This window comes from uncultured Parvibaculum sp. (assembly GCF_963975745.1).
Classification (GTDB): domain Bacteria; phylum Pseudomonadota; class Alphaproteobacteria; order Parvibaculales; family Parvibaculaceae; genus Parvibaculum.
Map to the genome: position 1 here is coordinate 1 of NZ_CAXBIB010000013.1, position 16,246 is coordinate 16,246.

General features: G+C 63.8%; 17 protein-coding genes and 1 tRNA gene. 11 read left to right on the top strand and 7 right to left on the bottom strand.

Features of this window, described 5'->3' with window-relative positions; translation table 11 throughout:
* The first annotated feature begins 195 nt into the window (after positions 1–195).
* Positions 196–1,248, top strand: a complete 1,053-nt coding sequence (locus tag AAC071_RS11315; protein ID WP_339832584.1) for a polymer-forming cytoskeletal protein — start codon at positions 196–198, stop codon at positions 1,246–1,248.
* A 377-nt stretch (positions 1,249–1,625) separates the two neighbouring features.
* On the opposite strand, the gene lipB is transcribed toward AAC071_RS11315, so the two are convergent.
* The gene (gene lipB / locus AAC071_RS11320) at positions 1,626–2,309 is read right to left on the bottom strand and encodes a lipoyl(octanoyl) transferase LipB (protein ID WP_339832585.1); all 684 of its coding nucleotides are present in this window, start codon (positions 2,307–2,309) and stop codon (positions 1,626–1,628) included.
* 82 nt (positions 2,310–2,391) lie between these two features.
* Here lipB and AAC071_RS11325 point away from each other — a divergent pair, with 82 nt between their 5' ends.
* From AAC071_RS11325 to AAC071_RS11350, 6 genes are all read left to right on the top strand, one after another.
* A complete protein-coding gene (locus tag AAC071_RS11325) occupies positions 2,392–2,640 on the top strand; it encodes a FliM/FliN family flagellar motor switch protein (protein WP_339832586.1) in 249 nt (82 codons plus the stop codon).
* Between the two features lie 168 nt (positions 2,641–2,808).
* On the top strand, positions 2,809–3,369 hold the full coding sequence (locus AAC071_RS11330; RefSeq protein ID WP_339832588.1) for an NAD(P)-dependent oxidoreductase: 561 nt from the start codon (positions 2,809–2,811) through the stop codon (positions 3,367–3,369).
* Entirely contained in the window at positions 3,366–4,190 is an 825-nt protein-coding gene (locus AAC071_RS11335) for a phosphoadenylyl-sulfate reductase (RefSeq protein ID WP_339832590.1), read from the top strand. Before AAC071_RS11330 ends, AAC071_RS11335 begins: the two co-directional genes overlap by 4 nt.
* A gap of 87 nt (positions 4,191–4,277) precedes the next feature.
* Positions 4,278–4,364 (top strand) — tRNA-Leu (locus AAC071_RS11340).
* Positions 4,365–4,509: 145 nt separating this feature from the next.
* The gene (gene mgtE, locus AAC071_RS11345; RefSeq protein WP_339832592.1) at positions 4,510–5,895 is read left to right on the top strand and encodes a magnesium transporter; all 1,386 of its coding nucleotides are present in this window, start codon (positions 4,510–4,512) and stop codon (positions 5,893–5,895) included.
* Between the two features lie 30 nt (positions 5,896–5,925).
* Positions 5,926–6,939: a kelch repeat-containing protein gene (locus tag AAC071_RS11350; RefSeq protein ID WP_339832594.1), complete on the top strand. Its 1,014-nt coding sequence runs from the start codon at positions 5,926–5,928 to the stop codon at positions 6,937–6,939.
* A gap of 24 nt (positions 6,940–6,963) precedes the next feature.
* Here the strand turns inward: AAC071_RS11350 and AAC071_RS11355 are convergent, their stop codons facing one another.
* Entirely contained in the window at positions 6,964–7,854 is an 891-nt protein-coding gene (locus AAC071_RS11355) for a phosphatase PAP2 family protein (protein ID WP_339832597.1), read from the bottom strand.
* 111 nt (positions 7,855–7,965) lie between these two features.
* On the opposite strand from AAC071_RS11355, the gene AAC071_RS11360 reads away from it, so the two are divergent.
* The gene (locus AAC071_RS11360) at positions 7,966–9,165 is read left to right on the top strand and encodes an acetyl-CoA C-acyltransferase (protein WP_339832599.1); all 1,200 of its coding nucleotides are present in this window, start codon (positions 7,966–7,968) and stop codon (positions 9,163–9,165) included.
* Between the two features lies 1 nt (position 9,166).
* Here the strand turns inward: AAC071_RS11360 and AAC071_RS11365 are convergent, their stop codons facing one another.
* Complete coding sequence (locus tag AAC071_RS11365; RefSeq protein WP_339832600.1) at positions 9,167–9,562, bottom strand: nuclear transport factor 2 family protein; 396 nt, start codon at positions 9,560–9,562, stop codon at positions 9,167–9,169.
* 58 nt (positions 9,563–9,620) lie between these two features.
* Here AAC071_RS11365 and AAC071_RS11370 point away from each other — a divergent pair, with 58 nt between their 5' ends.
* A complete protein-coding gene (locus AAC071_RS11370) occupies positions 9,621–10,055 on the top strand; it encodes a DUF1489 domain-containing protein (RefSeq protein ID WP_339832601.1) in 435 nt (144 codons plus the stop codon).
* Between the two features lie 74 nt (positions 10,056–10,129).
* The gene (locus AAC071_RS11375; protein WP_339832604.1) at positions 10,130–11,026 is read left to right on the top strand and encodes an alpha/beta hydrolase; all 897 of its coding nucleotides are present in this window, start codon (positions 10,130–10,132) and stop codon (positions 11,024–11,026) included.
* 4 nt (positions 11,027–11,030) lie between these two features.
* Here the strand turns inward: AAC071_RS11375 and panC are convergent, their stop codons facing one another.
* Positions 11,031–11,897 carry a pantoate--beta-alanine ligase gene (gene panC / locus AAC071_RS11380; RefSeq protein WP_339832606.1) on the bottom strand — a complete coding sequence of 289 codons (867 nt, stop codon included), beginning with the start codon at positions 11,895–11,897 and terminating at the stop codon, positions 11,031–11,033.
* Between the two features lie 94 nt (positions 11,898–11,991).
* On the opposite strand from panC, the gene AAC071_RS11385 reads away from it, so the two are divergent.
* Entirely contained in the window at positions 11,992–12,282 is a 291-nt protein-coding gene (locus AAC071_RS11385) for a hypothetical protein (RefSeq protein WP_339832609.1), read from the top strand.
* 6 nt (positions 12,283–12,288) lie between these two features.
* Here the strand turns inward: AAC071_RS11385 and AAC071_RS11390 are convergent, their stop codons facing one another.
* The 3 genes from AAC071_RS11390 to AAC071_RS11400 are packed head-to-tail and all read right to left on the bottom strand — an operon-like array spanning position 12,289 to position 16,222.
* Entirely contained in the window at positions 12,289–13,467 is a 1,179-nt protein-coding gene (locus AAC071_RS11390; RefSeq protein ID WP_339832611.1) for an iron-containing alcohol dehydrogenase, read from the bottom strand.
* Entirely contained in the window at positions 13,464–14,858 is a 1,395-nt protein-coding gene (locus AAC071_RS11395) for an aldehyde dehydrogenase family protein (RefSeq protein WP_339832612.1), read from the bottom strand. Before AAC071_RS11395 ends, AAC071_RS11390 begins: the two co-directional genes overlap by 4 nt.
* The gene (locus tag AAC071_RS11400; protein WP_339832614.1) at positions 14,855–16,222 is read right to left on the bottom strand and encodes a glutamine synthetase family protein; all 1,368 of its coding nucleotides are present in this window, start codon (positions 16,220–16,222) and stop codon (positions 14,855–14,857) included. Before AAC071_RS11400 ends, AAC071_RS11395 begins: the two co-directional genes overlap by 4 nt.
* Between the last annotated feature and the right edge of the window lie 24 nt (positions 16,223–16,246).

Sequence of the window (16,246 nt, forward strand, 5' to 3'; positions counted from 1 at the left end):
AAAACCGCGTTCCAGACATGACCCAACAACACAGTTGCCGGGAATAAATCCCGGGGTGACATCTGTGGGGGAGACAAAGGCCGCGCCCCACTCATGCGCTGGCCATCCTCGATAACATCACACCCCAATCCGTGCCTCCGCCGCCATCCCGCGCTATAGTCCTTCCGGGGGCGACATGAATCGCAAGGAGAGAGCATGCGCGGCGTAATCCGGTCGACACTCGTCATTCTGGCCCTCGCGCTCGGCGCCGGCGCCGCGCAGGCCGAGCCCGGTTCGGGCCGCAGCGTCGAATGGGTCAGCGGCAAGGATCTCTTCGCCGCGGCCGAGGAACTGACGCTCGACCGCCGCGTCGACGGCGCGCTGACGGCGGCCGGCCAGATCGTCATCCTGACCCGCGACGCGCATGTCAAGGGCGACACCTGGATCGCGGCGCGGCGCGCGGCGATCGAGGGCGAGTTCGAGGGCGATCTCTCGATCCGCGCCCAGGAAGCGCTGATCAACGGTCATGTCGAGGGCGACGTCACCTTTTACGGCCTCGAACTGGCGCTCGGTCCCGATGCGCGGATCGACGGCAATGTCGATTACTACTCGGCCTCGGCCGCCCGCATCGACAAGGGCGCGACGATCAAGGGCGAGATCAACGGCCGGGCCTTCCAGTTCCGCGACGACAGCGCCGACGCGCCCGACGCGCCCGACACGGCCGGGGAGCGCGATACGCGGCAAAGCTGGCGCGACAATCATATGCGCGACCGCCACGGCGGCTTTGCGGCACCGGGCTATCACATGTCGGCCGGCGGTGCGGTGGTCTTTGGCGGATTGGCGATCCTGCTGGCGCTGGTCGCGCCGGGCACGGCGGCGCGGATGCGCGATGCCGCCACCGCCGAGCCCTGGCAGGCCATCGGTCTCGGTTTCGTCTGGCTGATCGGCGTGCCGGTGCTGGCGGTCGCCTCTGCGGTGACGCTGGTCGGGCTGCCGGTGGCGCTGCTGCTGATGCTGGCCTGGCCGCTCGGCATCGTGTTCGGCCTTGCCGCCGTGCTGACGGCGCTGGGCGGCATCATCGCGGCGCGTCTCGGTTCTGCCGGCGAGGGGCGGCTCGGCCTGATCGCCGGCATCGTGCTGGCCGCCGCCCTTCTCTGGATCGGCATTTCGATCCCGGCCATCGGCGCCATCATCTGGCTCGCCGCCGCCGCCATCGGTCTTGGCCTGATCGTCATGGCGCTCTGGGGGCCGCCGGCGGTGCCGTCATAGAGTTCTGAAAGGGCGGTACGGATTTTCCTGATCTTCCACCCTCCCACGGCGAAGGGTGGGAGCTTCTGCGAATCGGCAGGTGCTTTCGCCGCCTCACGCAAACTTCGGGGATAAGTATTTTTGCCATTTCCGGCAGAAAAACTTGTCCCCGCCTTTTCCGGGAGTCCGGCGCGATGCAGCCCATACGGGGATAAACCCGCCGATAAACCCGGGGACAAGTTGCCAACCATTCCGTACACGGATGTTAATGACCGTCATTTGTGACAGTTCCGTGACAGAAGGGGGGGTCTCTCTTCAGCCATCGGCTGTGCATTCCGGCGCAAGCCGTTGACGCGTCCGGGAAATCCGACTTATCCCCGATTTGATCCTTGTACGGATCACTTGCTGTCGCAGCCGAAGACCTCTTCGAAGCTCGACCGGAGCGCGATATCGACATCGGCCATCGTCGCCGTCCGGCCGAGATCGGCCAGGCTGGTGACGCCGTGTTGTGCGATCCCGCAAGGCACGATCCCCGAAAAATGATCGAGGTCGGGGTCGACATTGAGGCTAACCCCATGAAACGTCACCCATTTCCTGAGGCGCACGCCGATCGCCGCGATCTTGTCTTCGGCCGTCAGCCCGCGTTCCGGCCGGCGGACCCAGACGCCGACACGGTCCGCCCGCGTCTCACCGGTCACGTTGAAGCGCGCCAGTGTCGCGATCAGCCAGGTTTCGAGGTCCTGCACATAGGCGCGGACATCCGGCTGCCGCCGTTTCAGGTCGAGCATCACATAGGCCACACGCTGGCCGGGGCCGTGATAGGTGTACTGCCCGCCGCGGCCGGTCCTGAAGACGGGAAAGCGTTTGGGATCAATGAGATCGGCGTCGTCGGCGCTGGTGCCGGCGGTATAGAGGGCCGGGTGTTCGAGCAGCCAGACCAGCTCCGGCGCGGCCCCTTCCGCGATCGCGGCGACGCGCGCCTCCATCTCCGCCACCGCCGTCTCATAGGAAACGGGCGCGTCGGAAATCCGCCATTCGACGGTCGGGGCAGGCGCATCGGCGCGGGGCTGGGGCTTAACCATCAAGTAACTCTAGCATGGCATTTTGGTTGGCAAGTAAAGCACTTGGGGCCTGCCGGGCCCCTCGGGTCAGGTGGGGTTGCGCGTGAATTCGGTCAACAACGTCTTCGTTGAAATCTCTGTGGTTCTGGGCACGACCACGCTGCCGATCCAGCAATTGCTGCGCATGGGCCGCGGCGCGGTGATCGAGCTCGGCACGATCCAGGACGAGGAAGTCTGGATCCTCGCCAACAACATTCCGATCGCGCGGGGCGAGATCATCGTCAAGGGCGAGCGCGTCGCGGTGTCGATCACCTCGGTGATCTCTTCGGCCGAGCCGGCGCCACACCTCTGAAATCATTACGGTTTTCTGGCCGGAACGGGCTCCTTCGGGAGCCCTTTTTTATTGCACATCATTTATTGTGTGAATTACATAATTATACGGACTGGAGTTGAATTATTTGGCACACTTGCTATCTCTAGCGGGAATTGCAGAGCCTGCTGCCCTGAGGAGGTGTGCGCCGTGTTTCCAGTCATGCTCGATCTCGGCTCGCTGAAGACGGTGCTTGTCGGCGAGGGCGAAGTGGCGGAAAAGCGGCTGGCATTGCTCGATGCCGCCGGCGCAGCCCATCTGGAGGTCTATTCCGGGGCGCCGACGCCGGTTCTGGTCAAGCAGTCCGGCAAGCGGCTGAAGGGCGCAAGGCCCACCGGCGAGGCATTCCGGGGCGCTCGCGTCGTGTTCATCGCCGGCCTCGGCGACAGCGAAAGCGTGGCGCTGGCCGGTCTGGCGCGGGCGGCCGGTGCGCTGGTCAATACCGAGGACGTCAAGCCGCTCTGCGACTTTCACGTGCCCTCGATGATGCGGCGCGGCGATCTGACCATCACCGTCTCGACGGCCGGCAAGTCGCCCGGTCTGGCGCGGCGGCTCAGGCGCCATCTGGAAGGATTGTTCGGGCCCGAATGGGCCGGGCGGCTCGACGAACTGGGCCGGCAGCGCAAGGTCTGGCGCTCGCAGGGGCTCGAACTGGCCGAAATCGGCCGTCGCGTCGACGCCTATATCGAAGAGAAAGGCTGGTTGTCATGACCGCACTGGATCTGAGCCGGCGGCCGCGCGCCGCCGCGGTCACCGAAAGCCGCGCCGCCGCCATGGATGCGCCGACGCTGATTTCGCCGCGCCTCAACGCATTGCGCGAGACTTATCAGGGCCTTGCTGGGCAGGCGCTGCTCGAGGCGATGATCCGCGAGGCGTTTCAGGGCCGCATCGCCGTGGTCTCCTCCTTCGGTGCGGAGTCGGCGGTGCTGCTCCACATGGTCGCCGAGATCGATCCCGCGACGCCGGTCATTTTTCTCAATACTGGCAAGCTCTTCGGCGAAACCCTGCGCTATCGCGACCGGCTGCAGGAGAAGCTCGGCCTGACCGATCTGCGCGCCGTCGGCCCGCATCCGGCAGATCTCGCCGCAAAGGATCCCAATGGCGGTTTGTGGAACAGCGATCCCGATGCCTGCTGTCATATCCGCAAGGTTCTGCCGCTCGAAAGGGCGCTCAAGGGTTTCGATGCCTCGATCACCGGCCGCAAGCGCTTCCAGACTTCGACCCGCGCCAGCATGGAGCCGATCGAGGAGGAGCGGGTGCGCGGTACCGGCGAGCCGGGTTCGACGGGCGGAAGCCGCTTCAAAATCAACCCGCTAGCCTATTGGGGCGAGGCCGAGCTCGAGGCTTATGTCGACACGCACAAGCTGCCGCGCCATCCGCTGGTCAAGGACAACTACCTCTCCATCGGCTGCATGCCCTGCACCGAACGCGTGCCCGAGGGCGGCTCCTATCGCGACGGCCGCTGGGTCGGCCGTGACAAGGACGAATGCGGTATTCATCTGCCGGCCAATCTCGATGGCGACGGGATTTGAACTTATTGCGCTAAACCCCCGTCCGGCCTCAATTTGCAGCTTGAGCAAGCCATCCGGATTTGTTACATCGGCGCGGCTTGCGAACATGCGGTCGTGGCGGAATTGGTAGACGCGCAGCGTTGAGGTCGCTGTGGGGTAACTCCCGTGGAAGTTCGAGTCTTCTCGACCGCACCATCGACAGACGAACCTTCAGGACCGGTGGCCGGACGCTTTCAGAAGCGCCGCCGCCGGTTTTATTTTCAGGGCGCCGCGGTGGCGGGAACCGGCCAAATAACGCACACTCGCGGCCGGCTCTGGCCGAAGATTCGGAAGCGCAAATTTGACTGACACCCCGATCAACAGCACGACGGATGAGGCCGCCGACGAGGCGCTGTCGCCGGCCTATGTGCGCGCCGTCGTCGATGCCGTGGATCGCGGCGACCGGGCGCAGGCGCGCGAGCTGGTCCTGCCGCTGCGACCGGCCGATACCGCGGAACTCCTCGAATTGCTGCGCAGCGACGAGCGCCGCGACCTGATCGACATGCTCGGCTCCGACCTCAATCCGGAGGTGCTGAGCGAGCTCGACGAGAGCGTCCGCGACCATGTCATGGAGTTGCTCGATCCGAAGGACATCGCTGCCGCGCTGACGGAAATGGATTCGGACGACGCCGTCTATCTCCTTGAGGATATGGACGAACACGAGCAGCGCGAGATTCTCGACCAGCTGCCGGCCAGCGACCGCGCCGTTCTCGAGCAGTCGCTCGACTACCCGGAATACAGCGCCGGCCGCCTGATGCAGCGCGAGCTGGTGGCCGTGCCGCCGTTCTGGAATGTCGGCCACACGCTCGACTATCTGCGCGAGGCCGAAGAACTGCCGCACGAATTCTACGAAATCTTCGTGGTCGATGCGGCGCACAAACCGATCGGCACCGTGCCACTGTCGCGCGTCACCCGGTCCAAGCGTCCGGTCACGATTTCCGAAATCATGGAGACCGAGCAGACGCTGATCCCGGTGGCGATGGACCAGGAAGACGTGGCGCTGCAGTTCAGCAAGTACGACCTGATCTCGGCGGCCGTGGTCGACGAGGAGGGCCGGCTTGTCGGCGTCATCACGGTCGACGACATCGTCGAGGTTATCAGCGAAGAGGCCGCTGAAGACATCCGCCTGCTGGCCGGTGTCGGCGAGGAAGCGATTTCGGACACGGTGCTGCAGACCAGCCGCAGCCGCGTCCCCTGGCTGGCGGTCAACCTGGTCACGGCGGTCATTGCTGCCTCGGTGATCGCGCTTTTCGATGCGGCTATCGAACAGATGGTGGCGCTGGCCGTGCTGATGCCGATCGTCGCCTCGATGGGCGGAAATGCCGGCACCCAGACCATGACAGTGACGGTGCGCGCGCTGGCGACGCGCGATCTCGTTCATTTCAATGCGCGGCGCACCATTCTGCGCGAGATGCTTGTCGGCCTGCTGAACGGCATGATCTTCGCCATTCTGCTGGGATGCATCGGCGGCCTTATCTTCCAGAATGCCTGGCTCGGCGGGGTCCTGGCGGCGGCGATGATGATCAATCTTGTGGTGGCGGGTCTGATCGGCATTCTCGTTCCGCTGGGACTTGATAAGCTGGGCGCCGATCCGGCCGTCTCGTCGGCCGTGTTCGTCACCACGACAACCGATGTCGTGGGATTTTTCGCGTTTCTGGGACTTGCGGCACTGGTCCTGTTCTACTGATCCGGCGGCCGGGTGAAGGAGAGTTGAGCGATGCGTAGCGCGATGCGTTCGGGTGTTTCGGGCCTTTTTGTCGCGGCCGGGCTTTGTCTGGCGGCGGCGCCGGTATCGGCGCAGGGCTGGCGCGATGGTACGCCGATGATGACCGCGCGCGCCTTTGCCGGCGCGGCCCTGCTCGGCGATGAACTCTATGTCGTCGGCGGCGACAGCACCTCGGGTCCGCGCTCGGTAGCCGAAATCTATGACGTGCGCGGCAATATCTGGCGCCCCGCCGTGGCGCTGCCGGTGGGCCTGCAACATTTCGGCATGGCCGAACTCAACGGCAAACTCTATGTCGCAGGCGGCCATGAGGCGGTGCCGGTGCGCCGCGCGGACGATTTTGGCGGATTGGGCGGTGCCCCGGCTGCGGCCAATCCGGCGGGCGGCGGCGATACCGATAATGTCTGGATCTACGATCCGAATGTCGGGACCTGGGTTCCGGGTCCCGCCATGCCGGCCGCCCGTGCCGGTCACGGTCTTGTTGCCGTCGATGGCAAACTCTATGCGATCGGCGGGCGCGGCGAGGGCGCTTCGCGGGTTTTCGTCTTCGATCCGGCGGGTGACAGCTGGAGTGTTTCGGGGTCGTCCATGCCGTCGCCGCGCGTCGCGGCGGCCTATGCGGTCGCCGGCGGACAGGTTTATGCGATCGGCGGCCTTGATGGCGGTGCGGCCTCGGCCCGTGTCGACATTTTCAACCCGTCGAATGGCAGCTGGCGCAGCGGGCCGGCATTGCCCGAAGCGCGGGCAGGCCATGTCGCGGCCGTGCTGGACGGCCGCCTGCATGTGACGGGCGGTGAGCAGCGGCGACCGCTGCGCACCTATGGCGACCATTTCGTGCTCGATCTGGCGGGCACCACATGGCGCCGCGCGCCGTCGATGCCCACGCCGCGCCACGGCGCGGTGGCTGCTGCTGCCAACAACCGTTTCATCGTTGTGGGTGGCAGCCCCGGGGCGGGTGTCTACACCGTCTTCACCGAATCCGATGTGGTCGACATCTACACCGAGTAAGACACGCTCTCCGTCCGGTCCCTGCTATTTCATCAATCCCAGCGCCCGGAAACCCATCGGGGCGAGGCCGGTCATGTAGAAGCCGAGAATGGCCGCGCCGGCGTAAAGGACAGTTGCTGCGTCGAGGCCGATTGCCGCGCCGCCGGATTCGACCGCCCAGCGCAGGGCGAAGAGAACGACGATGCCGCCAACGGCCATGACCGCTTGCTGCCAGAGGGCCGGACGCGCGCCTCTGACCGGCGCGAGGCGGTAATCGAGCGTCTGGCCTGCCACCCAGCCGAAAAGCAGGAACAGCACGGAGGTATGGCCGTAGAAGCTGCTGCCGGCCGGGCCTTCAGGCGGCCAGACGTACCAGAGGGCTGGCACCAGGGCGAGAATGACGGCCAGGTGGACAACCACCGGCAGGCGCCGCCAGAAATCGAAGGACGGCCCCAGCAACCAGATGAAGAGCACAATACAGGCAAGGCCGAGCACGGTGCCGACCAGAATGTCGTCGACATCGTGAACGCCGACATAGAGCCGGCTCAGCGCGACGCCCGCCGCGATGATGATTGCGGCAACCCAGGCCCAGCGCTTCCTGATTTCATAGGCCAGCCAGAGCCACATCGCGACCGCCACCTGGGCGTGACCGGAAGGCCGTCCCGGCGACCCTTCGACGCGATCGTCGATCCAGTAGCGCGGATCGGGGCGGGCATCCTGCCAGAAATCCTTCAGCCAGCCGTTGATGACGGCGGTGATCGCGATCAGGACAGCAAGCCGTGTGAAGACGGCGCGGTCCCAGAGCCAGTAGCCGAGCGGCAGGAACATCAGGAAGAACGGCGTATAGCCGAGCAGGGTGAAGCCATTGGCGACGGGCGTCGCCCAGTCGCTGCGCAAGGGCAGGACCCAATCCATGTTGTGCAGGAAATCTTCCACTGAGCGTCCCCCCTCAAATAGGCGCGGCCTGTTTGGCGGCTGCGAGTTTTAGGCTAGGGTTCTGCCCCGAATCCCGGCCATGGCCGCCAGTCTAATCGTGGATACAGCCCCATGTCTCAAAACCGTCAAGAAGCCGATCCCGTGGTCATTGTCAGCGCGGCACGCACGCCGATGGGCGGGTTTCAGGGTGCCCTGTCCGGTCTCACCGGGCCGGAACTCGGCGCGATCGCCGTCAAGGGCGCGGTCGGACGGGCCGGGATCGGTGCCGCCGAGGTCGATGAAGTGCTGATGGGCTGTGTGCTCTCGGCCGGCGCGAAGCAGGCGCCGGCACGTCAGGCGGCGCTCAAGGCGGGGCTGGACGAGAACACGCCTTGCACGACGGTCAACAAGATGTGCGGTTCGGGCATGAAGGCCGTGATGATGGCGCATGACGCGATCGTCGCGGGTCATGGAGATGTCATCGTGGCCGGCGGTCTCGAGAGCATGACCAACGCGCCCTATCTGCTGCCCAAGGCGCGCGGCGGCATGCGCCTCGGACATGCCGAGGTCAAGGATCACATGTTCCTCGACGGTCTCGAAGACGCCTATGAAGGCCGCCTGATGGGCTCCTATGCGGAGGACACCGCGCAGCACTATCAGTTCACACGCGATGCGCAGGATGCCTATGCGATGGAGTCGCTGAAACGGGCGAAGAAGGCGGTCGAGGGCGGCAGCTTTGCGCCCGAGATCGTGGCGGTCAGCGCACCGGGCCGGAAGGGTGCCGTCGAAGTCGCGCAGGACGAGCAGCCGCTGACGGCGGATGCGTCGAAAATCCCGACGCTGAAGCCCGCCTTTGCGAAGGACGGTACGGTGACGGCGGCCAATTCAAGTTCAATTTCGGACGGCGCCGCGGCGCTTGTGTTGATGCGGCTGTCGGAGGCCGAAAGGCGTGGCCTGACGCCGCTTGCCGCCATTCGCGGTCATACAATGCATGCACAGGCGCCGGCCTGGTTTTCGACCGCGCCGGTCGGTGCGATCTCAAAGCTGATGGAGCGCACCGGCTGGAGCGCAAAAGACGTTGATCTCTGGGAGGTCAACGAGGCTTTTGCCGTCGTCGCGATGGCCGCGCTGAAGGAGCTCAATCTAAGTCACGACAACATGAACATCTATGGCGGCGCCTGTGCACTTGGCCACCCGATCGGCGCATCGGGCGCGCGTATTCTGGTCACACTGCTCAACGGACTGAAGCAGACCGGCGGCACACGCGGCATCGCCTCGCTCTGCATCGGCGGCGGCGAGGCGACGGCGCTTGCTGTCGAGACGCTGGCCTAGCTCAGGCGGCGGCCTTGCCGAGCGATGCCTTCACATGTTCGGCCAGCGCAATCAGGCCGTTCAGGGGGCGGATCAGGACCTCGATGTGGCTCATGCGGCCGTCAGCATCGACGGTGATGCGGTCGATGCCCTTCAGCTTCGTATCGCCGATACGGGATTCAAATTCGAGAATGATCTCGTTGCCGTCGACCCATTCCTTCGTATAGGTGAAATCCTCGAAGCCGTCGGTCACGGCCGTCAGAATGGCCATCACATAATCCTTCGATGTCTTCGGCTTGTAGAAGGCGGGCGAAGAGATCGTCGCGCCGTCGGCGACAAGGGTCTGCAGCAGCGCCGGGTCGTGGCTCTCGACATAGGCATACCAACGGGTCAGAAAGGCTTGGGCTGGTGCGGTCATCGGATCCTCCGGCGCGGTTGTTATAACAGTGTTATAGAGTTGGGAGTTTCCTGCGTCAATGCCTCTTCACCTGATCAAGCTCTGTGTCGGCGCTGACGATATTGCGGATCTTGCCACCTGGCAGGAAGCGCGGCTGGCGGAGATGAAGAAGCGCAAGCAGCCCCAGACACTCGTCCATGTCACGCGAATGACGCCGAAGCGCGCCGATGAGATTCTGGCTGGCGGGTCGCTTTACTGGGTCATGAAGGGCGTGATCCGATGCCGCCAGCGGCTGATCGGCATTGAACCATTCAAGGACGGGGAAGGCGTCAAACGCTGCCGCCTTGTGCTCGACCGCGAGATCGTTCCTACCCGGCGGCAGGAGCGGCGCGCCTTTCAAGGGTGGCGCTACTTCGATCCGAAAGACGCGCCACCCGACGTCCGGCGGGGCGCGGCGGACGACGACATGCCCGAGGAGATGCGGCGCGAACTGGAAGATCTCGGATTGCTCTAGCGACCTGCCCGCAAGGGCGGGTGACAGACTTCCCCATGTGTGGTGGGCTGGAGAAAACAAGTCAGGGGAGAGACATGCGCCGCGACATTGAATTCAAGACTGAGGATGGGGTGTCGCTACGCGGCTGGTTCTATCCCGCGAAAGGTGTGACAGGTCCGGCGCCGGTCGTCGTCATGGCACATGGGTTTTCGGCCGTGAAGGAGATGTATCTCGACGATTTTGCCACCTTTTTTGCCGAGGCCGGCATTGCGGCGCTGGTTTATGACCACCGCAATCTCGGTGCGAGCGACGGCAGTCCGCGCGGGCACATCGATCCGCGGCAGCAGATCGACGGCTACCGGGACGCGATCACCCATGCGCAAACGATGAAGGAAGTCGATCCGAACCGTATCGGCATCTGGGGATCGAGCTATTCCGGCGGACATGTGCTGGTGGTTGCCGCCATCGACCGGCGCGTCAAATGCGTGATTGCGCAAGTGCCATTGGTGGCCGGGCTCGAGAGTGCGCGGCGTCTCATTCGCGGCGATCACTGGAAGGCCTTGCGGGCGGCCTTCGATGCCGACCGCCTGGCGCGGATGGGCGGCGCCGCGCCGGCCCGCATGCCCGTGACGGGTCCTGAGGGCGAGCCTTCGGCTCTGCCGACCGCCGATACATGGGAGTTTTTCACAGCCTTTGCCAAGGAGCGCCAGACATCGTGGCAGAATGATGTGACGCTGCAATCGGTCGAGCTCTTCACCGAATATGAACCCGGCATCTACATTCCGCGCATTTCACCGACACCGCTGCTGATGGTCGGTGCGCTCGAAGACCACCTGACGCCTTTCGACATGACGGCGGCCGCCTACGAGACGGCCCTGGAGCCGAAGAAATTCCTGGCGCTCCCTTGCATGCATTTCGAGGCGTATACGGGCGATATGTTCAGGCTGTCGGCGCCGGTGCAACGGGACTGGCTGACCGCGCATCTGCGGTGAGGTGTCAAACCGGCATATTGTCGATCAGGCGGGTCCTGCTGATTTTTGCGGCGACCAGGATACGAGCCGGCGAGGTCGGGTGACCGGATGGGAATTCCGCCAGAGAGGCAGCATCGCGAATTTCCAGATAGTCGATCTGGTTGAAGCCGAGCGCCAGAATGCGCGCCGCTCCGGCCCTTGTTGCTTCCGTAATGGGTATTCCACTGGAGACGCTTGCGGCTGTTTCCTTGAGTATCACATTGAGTTGCCCTGCAGCCTTGCGTTCGTCCGGCGTCAGGTAGACGTTGCGCGATGACATGGCGAGGCCGTCGGCTTCGCGCATGATCGGGCCACCGAGAATTTCGACCGGAATGTCGAGATCGGCGACCATGCGGCGGATCACAGCCAGTTGCTGCCAGTCCTTTTCGCCGAAGATCGCGACATCGGCCTGTGCCCGCAGGATCAGCTTGGCAACGACGGTTGCAACACCGGCAAAATGCGTCGGGCGGAAGGTGCCCTCAAGCGGTTCGGCGACGCCGGTCAGCGAAATCGTTGTCGAGAATCCGTCCGGATACATGTCGCCGGCATCGGGTGCGAAGATCAGGTCAGCCTTGCCTGCAAGCCTTGCCGCGTCGGCGGCCTCGGTGCGGGGGTAGGCCGAGAAATCTTCATGCGGTGCGAACTGGGTCGGGTTGACGAAGACCGAGACGACAACACGGTCGGTCTTTTTCCGGGCAAGGTCGACCAGCGACAGATGGCCTTCATGCAGCGCGCCCATGGTCGGCACCAGCGCGACTGTTTCGCCCATTTTCCGCCATTCGGCGACGGTAGCGCGCAGATCCGCTGCTGTGCGGGCGACGGGAATGTCGTGGCTGGTTGTGTCGAGCGGCATGACGGCCTCCTGAAATCGCGCGCAACATAGCCGCAGGTTCTGGCGGCATCAATTGCCCACTGGTTTCAACCGTTTAGGGCACTAGATTGAGACGATGAACAAGATTCTCGCCGTCACGCTCATTGTCTTCGCGACCTGTCCGGCCGTTGCCGAAACCTCAATCGTCGGCGACGTATCGCCACCCGAGGTCATCGAGGGCGCGGCGCCACGGGTCGCGCCGCTCAAGACCTGGGTACCCGGGCATCAGAGCCAGCATGGCGGCTGGATCGCGCCCTACGAGAAGGAAGGCGGGCCCTTGCCGCTAGCGCCCGGCCGAAAGCCGCAGGGCTATGCGCCCGGCCATCACGATGCACAGGGCGGTTGGGTGCCCGGACATCCGGAGTGATCTCTGTCAGGCGAGCCGACCCTCGATCGCCCGCGCGAAGAGGTCTTCGTATACGGGTACGCTCATCGGCAGCGGGTTGCCGCCCGTGCAGGGGTCTTCCAGGGCCATGGCCGCGAGCTGCGGGATGATGCCGCTGTCGACGCCGATATCGTTGAGCGTATTCGGGATGCCGATTTCCTCACGCAAGGCCAGAACCCAGTCGACGAAGCCATTGAAACTGCGGTCTTTCAGCCCGAGATAGTTGGCGGCAGCGACAATCTTTTCCTCGATTGCCTTGCGGTTGTGAAGCAGTACATAAGGCATCACCACGGCGTTGGTGAGGCCGTGATGGGTGCCGCGCAATGACGAGCAGGGGTGGCTCATCGCATGCATCGAGCCGAGTCCCTTCTGGAACGCCGTCGCACCCATCGAGGAGGCGGCCAGCATGAAGGATCGGGCCTCGACATTGCTGCCGCGCTTGACCGCTTCGGGGAGCCATTCCTTGCAGAGGCGCATGCCTTCAAGCGAAACGCCCTGCGCCAGCGGGTGCCAGAAAGGCGCGCAATAGGCTTCCAGATTGTGAGAGAGAGCGTCCATACCGGTCGCCGCCGTGATATTCGGCGGCAGGCCGATGGTCAGCTCGGGGTCGCAGATCACATCAACCGGCATCATCTTCGGATGGAAGATGATTTTCTTGGTGTGATCGCGTTCGTTGGTGATGACTGCGGCCCGGCCGACTTCCGAGCCGGTTCCGGCGGTGGTCGGCACAGCGACTACGGGCGCGATTCCGTTGGGATCTGCCCTGGTCCACCAGTCCTCGCGATCCTCATAGTCCCACATGGGGCGCGTCTGTCCCGACATGAAGGCAACGGCCTTGCCGGCATCCATGGCGCTGCCGCCACCGAACACGATGACGCCGTCATGTTTGCCGCGCTGGAAGGCCTTCAGGCCAGCCTCAACATCGGCGCCGACGGGATTGGGGTGAACATCGGCAAAAAGGGCACCGGCGAGGCCATTCTTTTCGAGGAGAGCCAGCGCCTCGGCAATCATCGGCAGCGGCTTCAGGCCCGGATCGGTGACCAGTAGTGGCCGCTCAATTCCGGCCGCACCGCAGGCTTCGGCCAGTTCCTTGATGCGGCCAGCGCCGAAACGCATCTTGGTCGGGAAATTCCAGTTGCCCGTGAGGCTTGGATAAGCGTCGATCATTTTGTGCTGGTTCTCAGGTGATAGCTCTTGGGGCGCGTCAGGCTTTCATAGCCGACACGTGACAATGTCGCGCCCCGGCCCGTATCCTTGACGCCGGTCCATGCAAGGGCAGGATCAAGATAGTCGCAGCGATTGAGGAAGAACGTACCGGTGTCGATGCGTTCACCAATCCTTTCGCCGGTCTCCACGTCCTCTGTCCATACCGATGCCGTCAGTCCGTAGGGACTGTCGTTCATCAATTCAACGGCTTCTTCGTCCGACGAGACCTTCATGATGCCAATCACGGGGCCGAAGGTTTCCTCGCGCATAACATCCATCTGATGGTTGACGTCAACGAGTACCTCGGGGCCGAGATAGGGGGATCCGGGCTTGGATGCCGGGAAATGGCTCTCGCCGATCAATGCCTTGGCACCACTGCGAACGGCCTGGGCGATCTGGCCACGCACGAAGGTGGCCGCCGACGTGCGGACCATCGGGCCGATCGTCGTTTCCGGATCGAGCGGGTTTCCCAGCTTGTATTTTCGTGTCAGATCGACGAATCCCTCGACGAAATCGTCATAGACGTCGGCATGGACATAGAGCCGCTCCTTGCCGCAGCAGGACTGACCGGAATTGAAGAATGCACCGTCGACCAGGTTTTCGACCGCAAAGGGCAGGTTGGCATCGGCGCGCACATAGGCTGGATCCTTGCCACCAAGCTCAAGACCAATGCCGATGAAGCGGTCGACGGCTGCCCTCACGACGGCGCGACCGCCGGCGACCGAGCCTGTAAACTGCACGAAATCGACGCGCGGATCGCCGATGGTCCTTTCGGTCATTTCATGGCTCATGTGGATTGCCTGAAAGAGGCCATCCGGAGCGCCAGCCTTTTCGAAGGCCATGGCAAAGCGCTCGGCACAAAGCGGTGTCTGGCCGGAATGTTTCAGGATGATCGCATTGCCGGCCATGACGGCCGGCACAACCGAATTGACGGCGATCAGGTAGGGATAATTCCAGGCGGCGACCGCAAGCACGGTCCCTACGGGCTCGCGTCGGACCCAACGGCGGAAGCCCTCCTTCGGACCGGCATCGATGTCGGCCAGCGTTTCCGGGGCGATCGCGATCATGTAGCGGGCGCGCTCTTCAAATCCGCGCAACTCGCCGGCGCCGTAGGCTACCGGCCGGCCCATTTGCCAGGCCAGCTCAGGGACAATCTCGTCCTTCATGGCGACAAAGGCTTCTATGAAACGGTTGCAGAGCGCCGCGCGTTCGGCGATTGGCACCAGCTTCCATGCGGCCTGCGCCGCACGTGCCGCGTTCAACGCGCCGTCAATTTCCGTCCATGTCGCCAGAGGGCGTTCGACATAGACACTTCCGTCGACCGGAGAAATGACTTTCAGTGTGCCGCTCATCCGCGTTCGAAGCCTCTCTTCAGTTCCCAATCGGTAACCCGACGGTCATACTCAAATTGTTCCCAGCGGCCGGTGTGCAGGTAGTGTTCCACGACATCATCGCCGAGCGCGGTACGCAGCGTATCGGACTTTTCCAGTTCGGTCAGGGCGTCGCGGAGGTTCTTCGCAAGCGACGGAATGCCGCTGCTCACATAGGCGTCTCCGGAAAATTCCGGCTCCAGAGCCATTTTTTTCTCGACGCCGTCAAGGCCGGCCGCCAATAGCCCGGCATAAGCCAGATAGGGGTTCAGGTCGGCGCCGCCAATTCGGCATTCGATGCGCAGACTCTTGCCGTGGCCGCACATGCGGAAGCCTGCCGTCCGGTTGTCGTTGGACCAGACGATATTGGTGGGCGCGAAGGAGCCGTTGACGAAGCGCTTGTACGAGTTGACCTGCGGCGCAAGAAAATAGGTCAGTTCGCGGGCATGAGCCAACTGGCCGGCCAGAAATTGCTGACAAAGCTCGGACATGCCATGCGGCTTTGCGTTTGGGTCGTGAAAGCGCGCTTCCTTCGCTGCCTCGTCCCATAGCGACATGTGGATGTGGCAGGACGAACCAGCCTGCTCGTAATTCCATTTGGCCATGAAGGTGACAGCCTTGCCATGGAGCCAGGCAATTTCCTTGATGCCGTTCTTGAGGATGGTGTGCCGGTCGGCCATCTCGAGCGCCTCGGCATAGCGGACGTTGATTTCCTCCTGGCCCGGGCCCCATTCGCCCTTCGAATTCTCGACCGGAATGCCCGCGCCTTCCAGTCCGTTGCGAATGGCGCGCATGATGCCCTCCTCTTTCGAGGTCGCGAGCACATGATAGTCCTCGATGTACCAACTGGCTGTCTTGAGCCCCTGATAGCGTTTTTCGTGCGCTGCCTCGTAGGTATCGTCGAAGAGGTAGAATTCCAGCTCCGACGCGGTGAAGGCTTTCATCTTCATGGCAGCGACACGCTTCAACTGCTTTTTCAGGATGGCGCGCGGCGCGTGAGGCACGTCCTCACCATGATGGTCGAGCGTATCGCAGAGCACGAGCGCCGTTGCCGGCAGCCACGGAATACGGCGCAACGTTGCGAGATCGGGCTTCAGCACGAAGTCGCCATAGCCCTGCGCCCAGCTTGCCGCCTTGTAGCCCGGCACGGGCTCCATATCGGTGTCGACGGTCAGGAGGTAGTTGCAGGCATGCGTCTCGTGGACGGCGGTATCGAGAAAATATCCCGCCGCCATGCGCTTTCCCACCAGACGCCCCTGCATGTCCGGCATGGCCATGACGACGGTGTCGATTTCGCCCGAGGCGACGAGGTCGGAAAGCTTGTCGAGCGTGAGCATGCCGTTCATTCGGATGGACTCCTCGGGGTTGCC

Bases quoted from the DNA above. Each gene is read 5' to 3' on its own strand.
- AAC071_RS11315 (WP_339832584.1), top strand. From the start codon at position 196: ATGCGCGGCGTAATCCGGTCGACACTCGTCATTCTGGCCCTCGCGCTC.
- lipB (WP_339832585.1), bottom strand. From the start codon at position 2,309: ATGGTTAAGCCCCAGCCCCGCGCCGATGCGCCTGCCCCGACCGTCGAA.
- AAC071_RS11335 (WP_339832590.1), top strand. From the start codon at position 3,366: ATGACCGCACTGGATCTGAGCCGGCGGCCGCGCGCCGCCGCGGTCACC.
- AAC071_RS11350 (WP_339832594.1), top strand. From the start codon at position 5,926: ATGCGTAGCGCGATGCGTTCGGGTGTTTCGGGCCTTTTTGTCGCGGCC.
- AAC071_RS11360 (WP_339832599.1), top strand. From the start codon at position 7,966: ATGTCTCAAAACCGTCAAGAAGCCGATCCCGTGGTCATTGTCAGCGCG.
- AAC071_RS11365 (WP_339832600.1), bottom strand. From the start codon at position 9,562: ATGACCGCACCAGCCCAAGCCTTTCTGACCCGTTGGTATGCCTATGTC.
- AAC071_RS11370 (WP_339832601.1), top strand. From the start codon at position 9,621: ATGCCTCTTCACCTGATCAAGCTCTGTGTCGGCGCTGACGATATTGCG.
- AAC071_RS11375 (WP_339832604.1), top strand. From the start codon at position 10,130: ATGCGCCGCGACATTGAATTCAAGACTGAGGATGGGGTGTCGCTACGC.
- panC (WP_339832606.1), bottom strand. From the start codon at position 11,897: ATGCCGCTCGACACAACCAGCCACGACATTCCCGTCGCCCGCACAGCA.
- AAC071_RS11385 (WP_339832609.1), top strand. From the start codon at position 11,992: ATGAACAAGATTCTCGCCGTCACGCTCATTGTCTTCGCGACCTGTCCG.
- AAC071_RS11390 (WP_339832611.1), bottom strand. From the start codon at position 13,467: ATGATCGACGCTTATCCAAGCCTCACGGGCAACTGGAATTTCCCGACC.
- AAC071_RS11395 (WP_339832612.1), bottom strand. From the start codon at position 14,858: ATGAGCGGCACACTGAAAGTCATTTCTCCGGTCGACGGAAGTGTCTAT.
- AAC071_RS11400 (WP_339832614.1), bottom strand. From the start codon at position 16,222: ATGAACGGCATGCTCACGCTCGACAAGCTTTCCGACCTCGTCGCCTCG.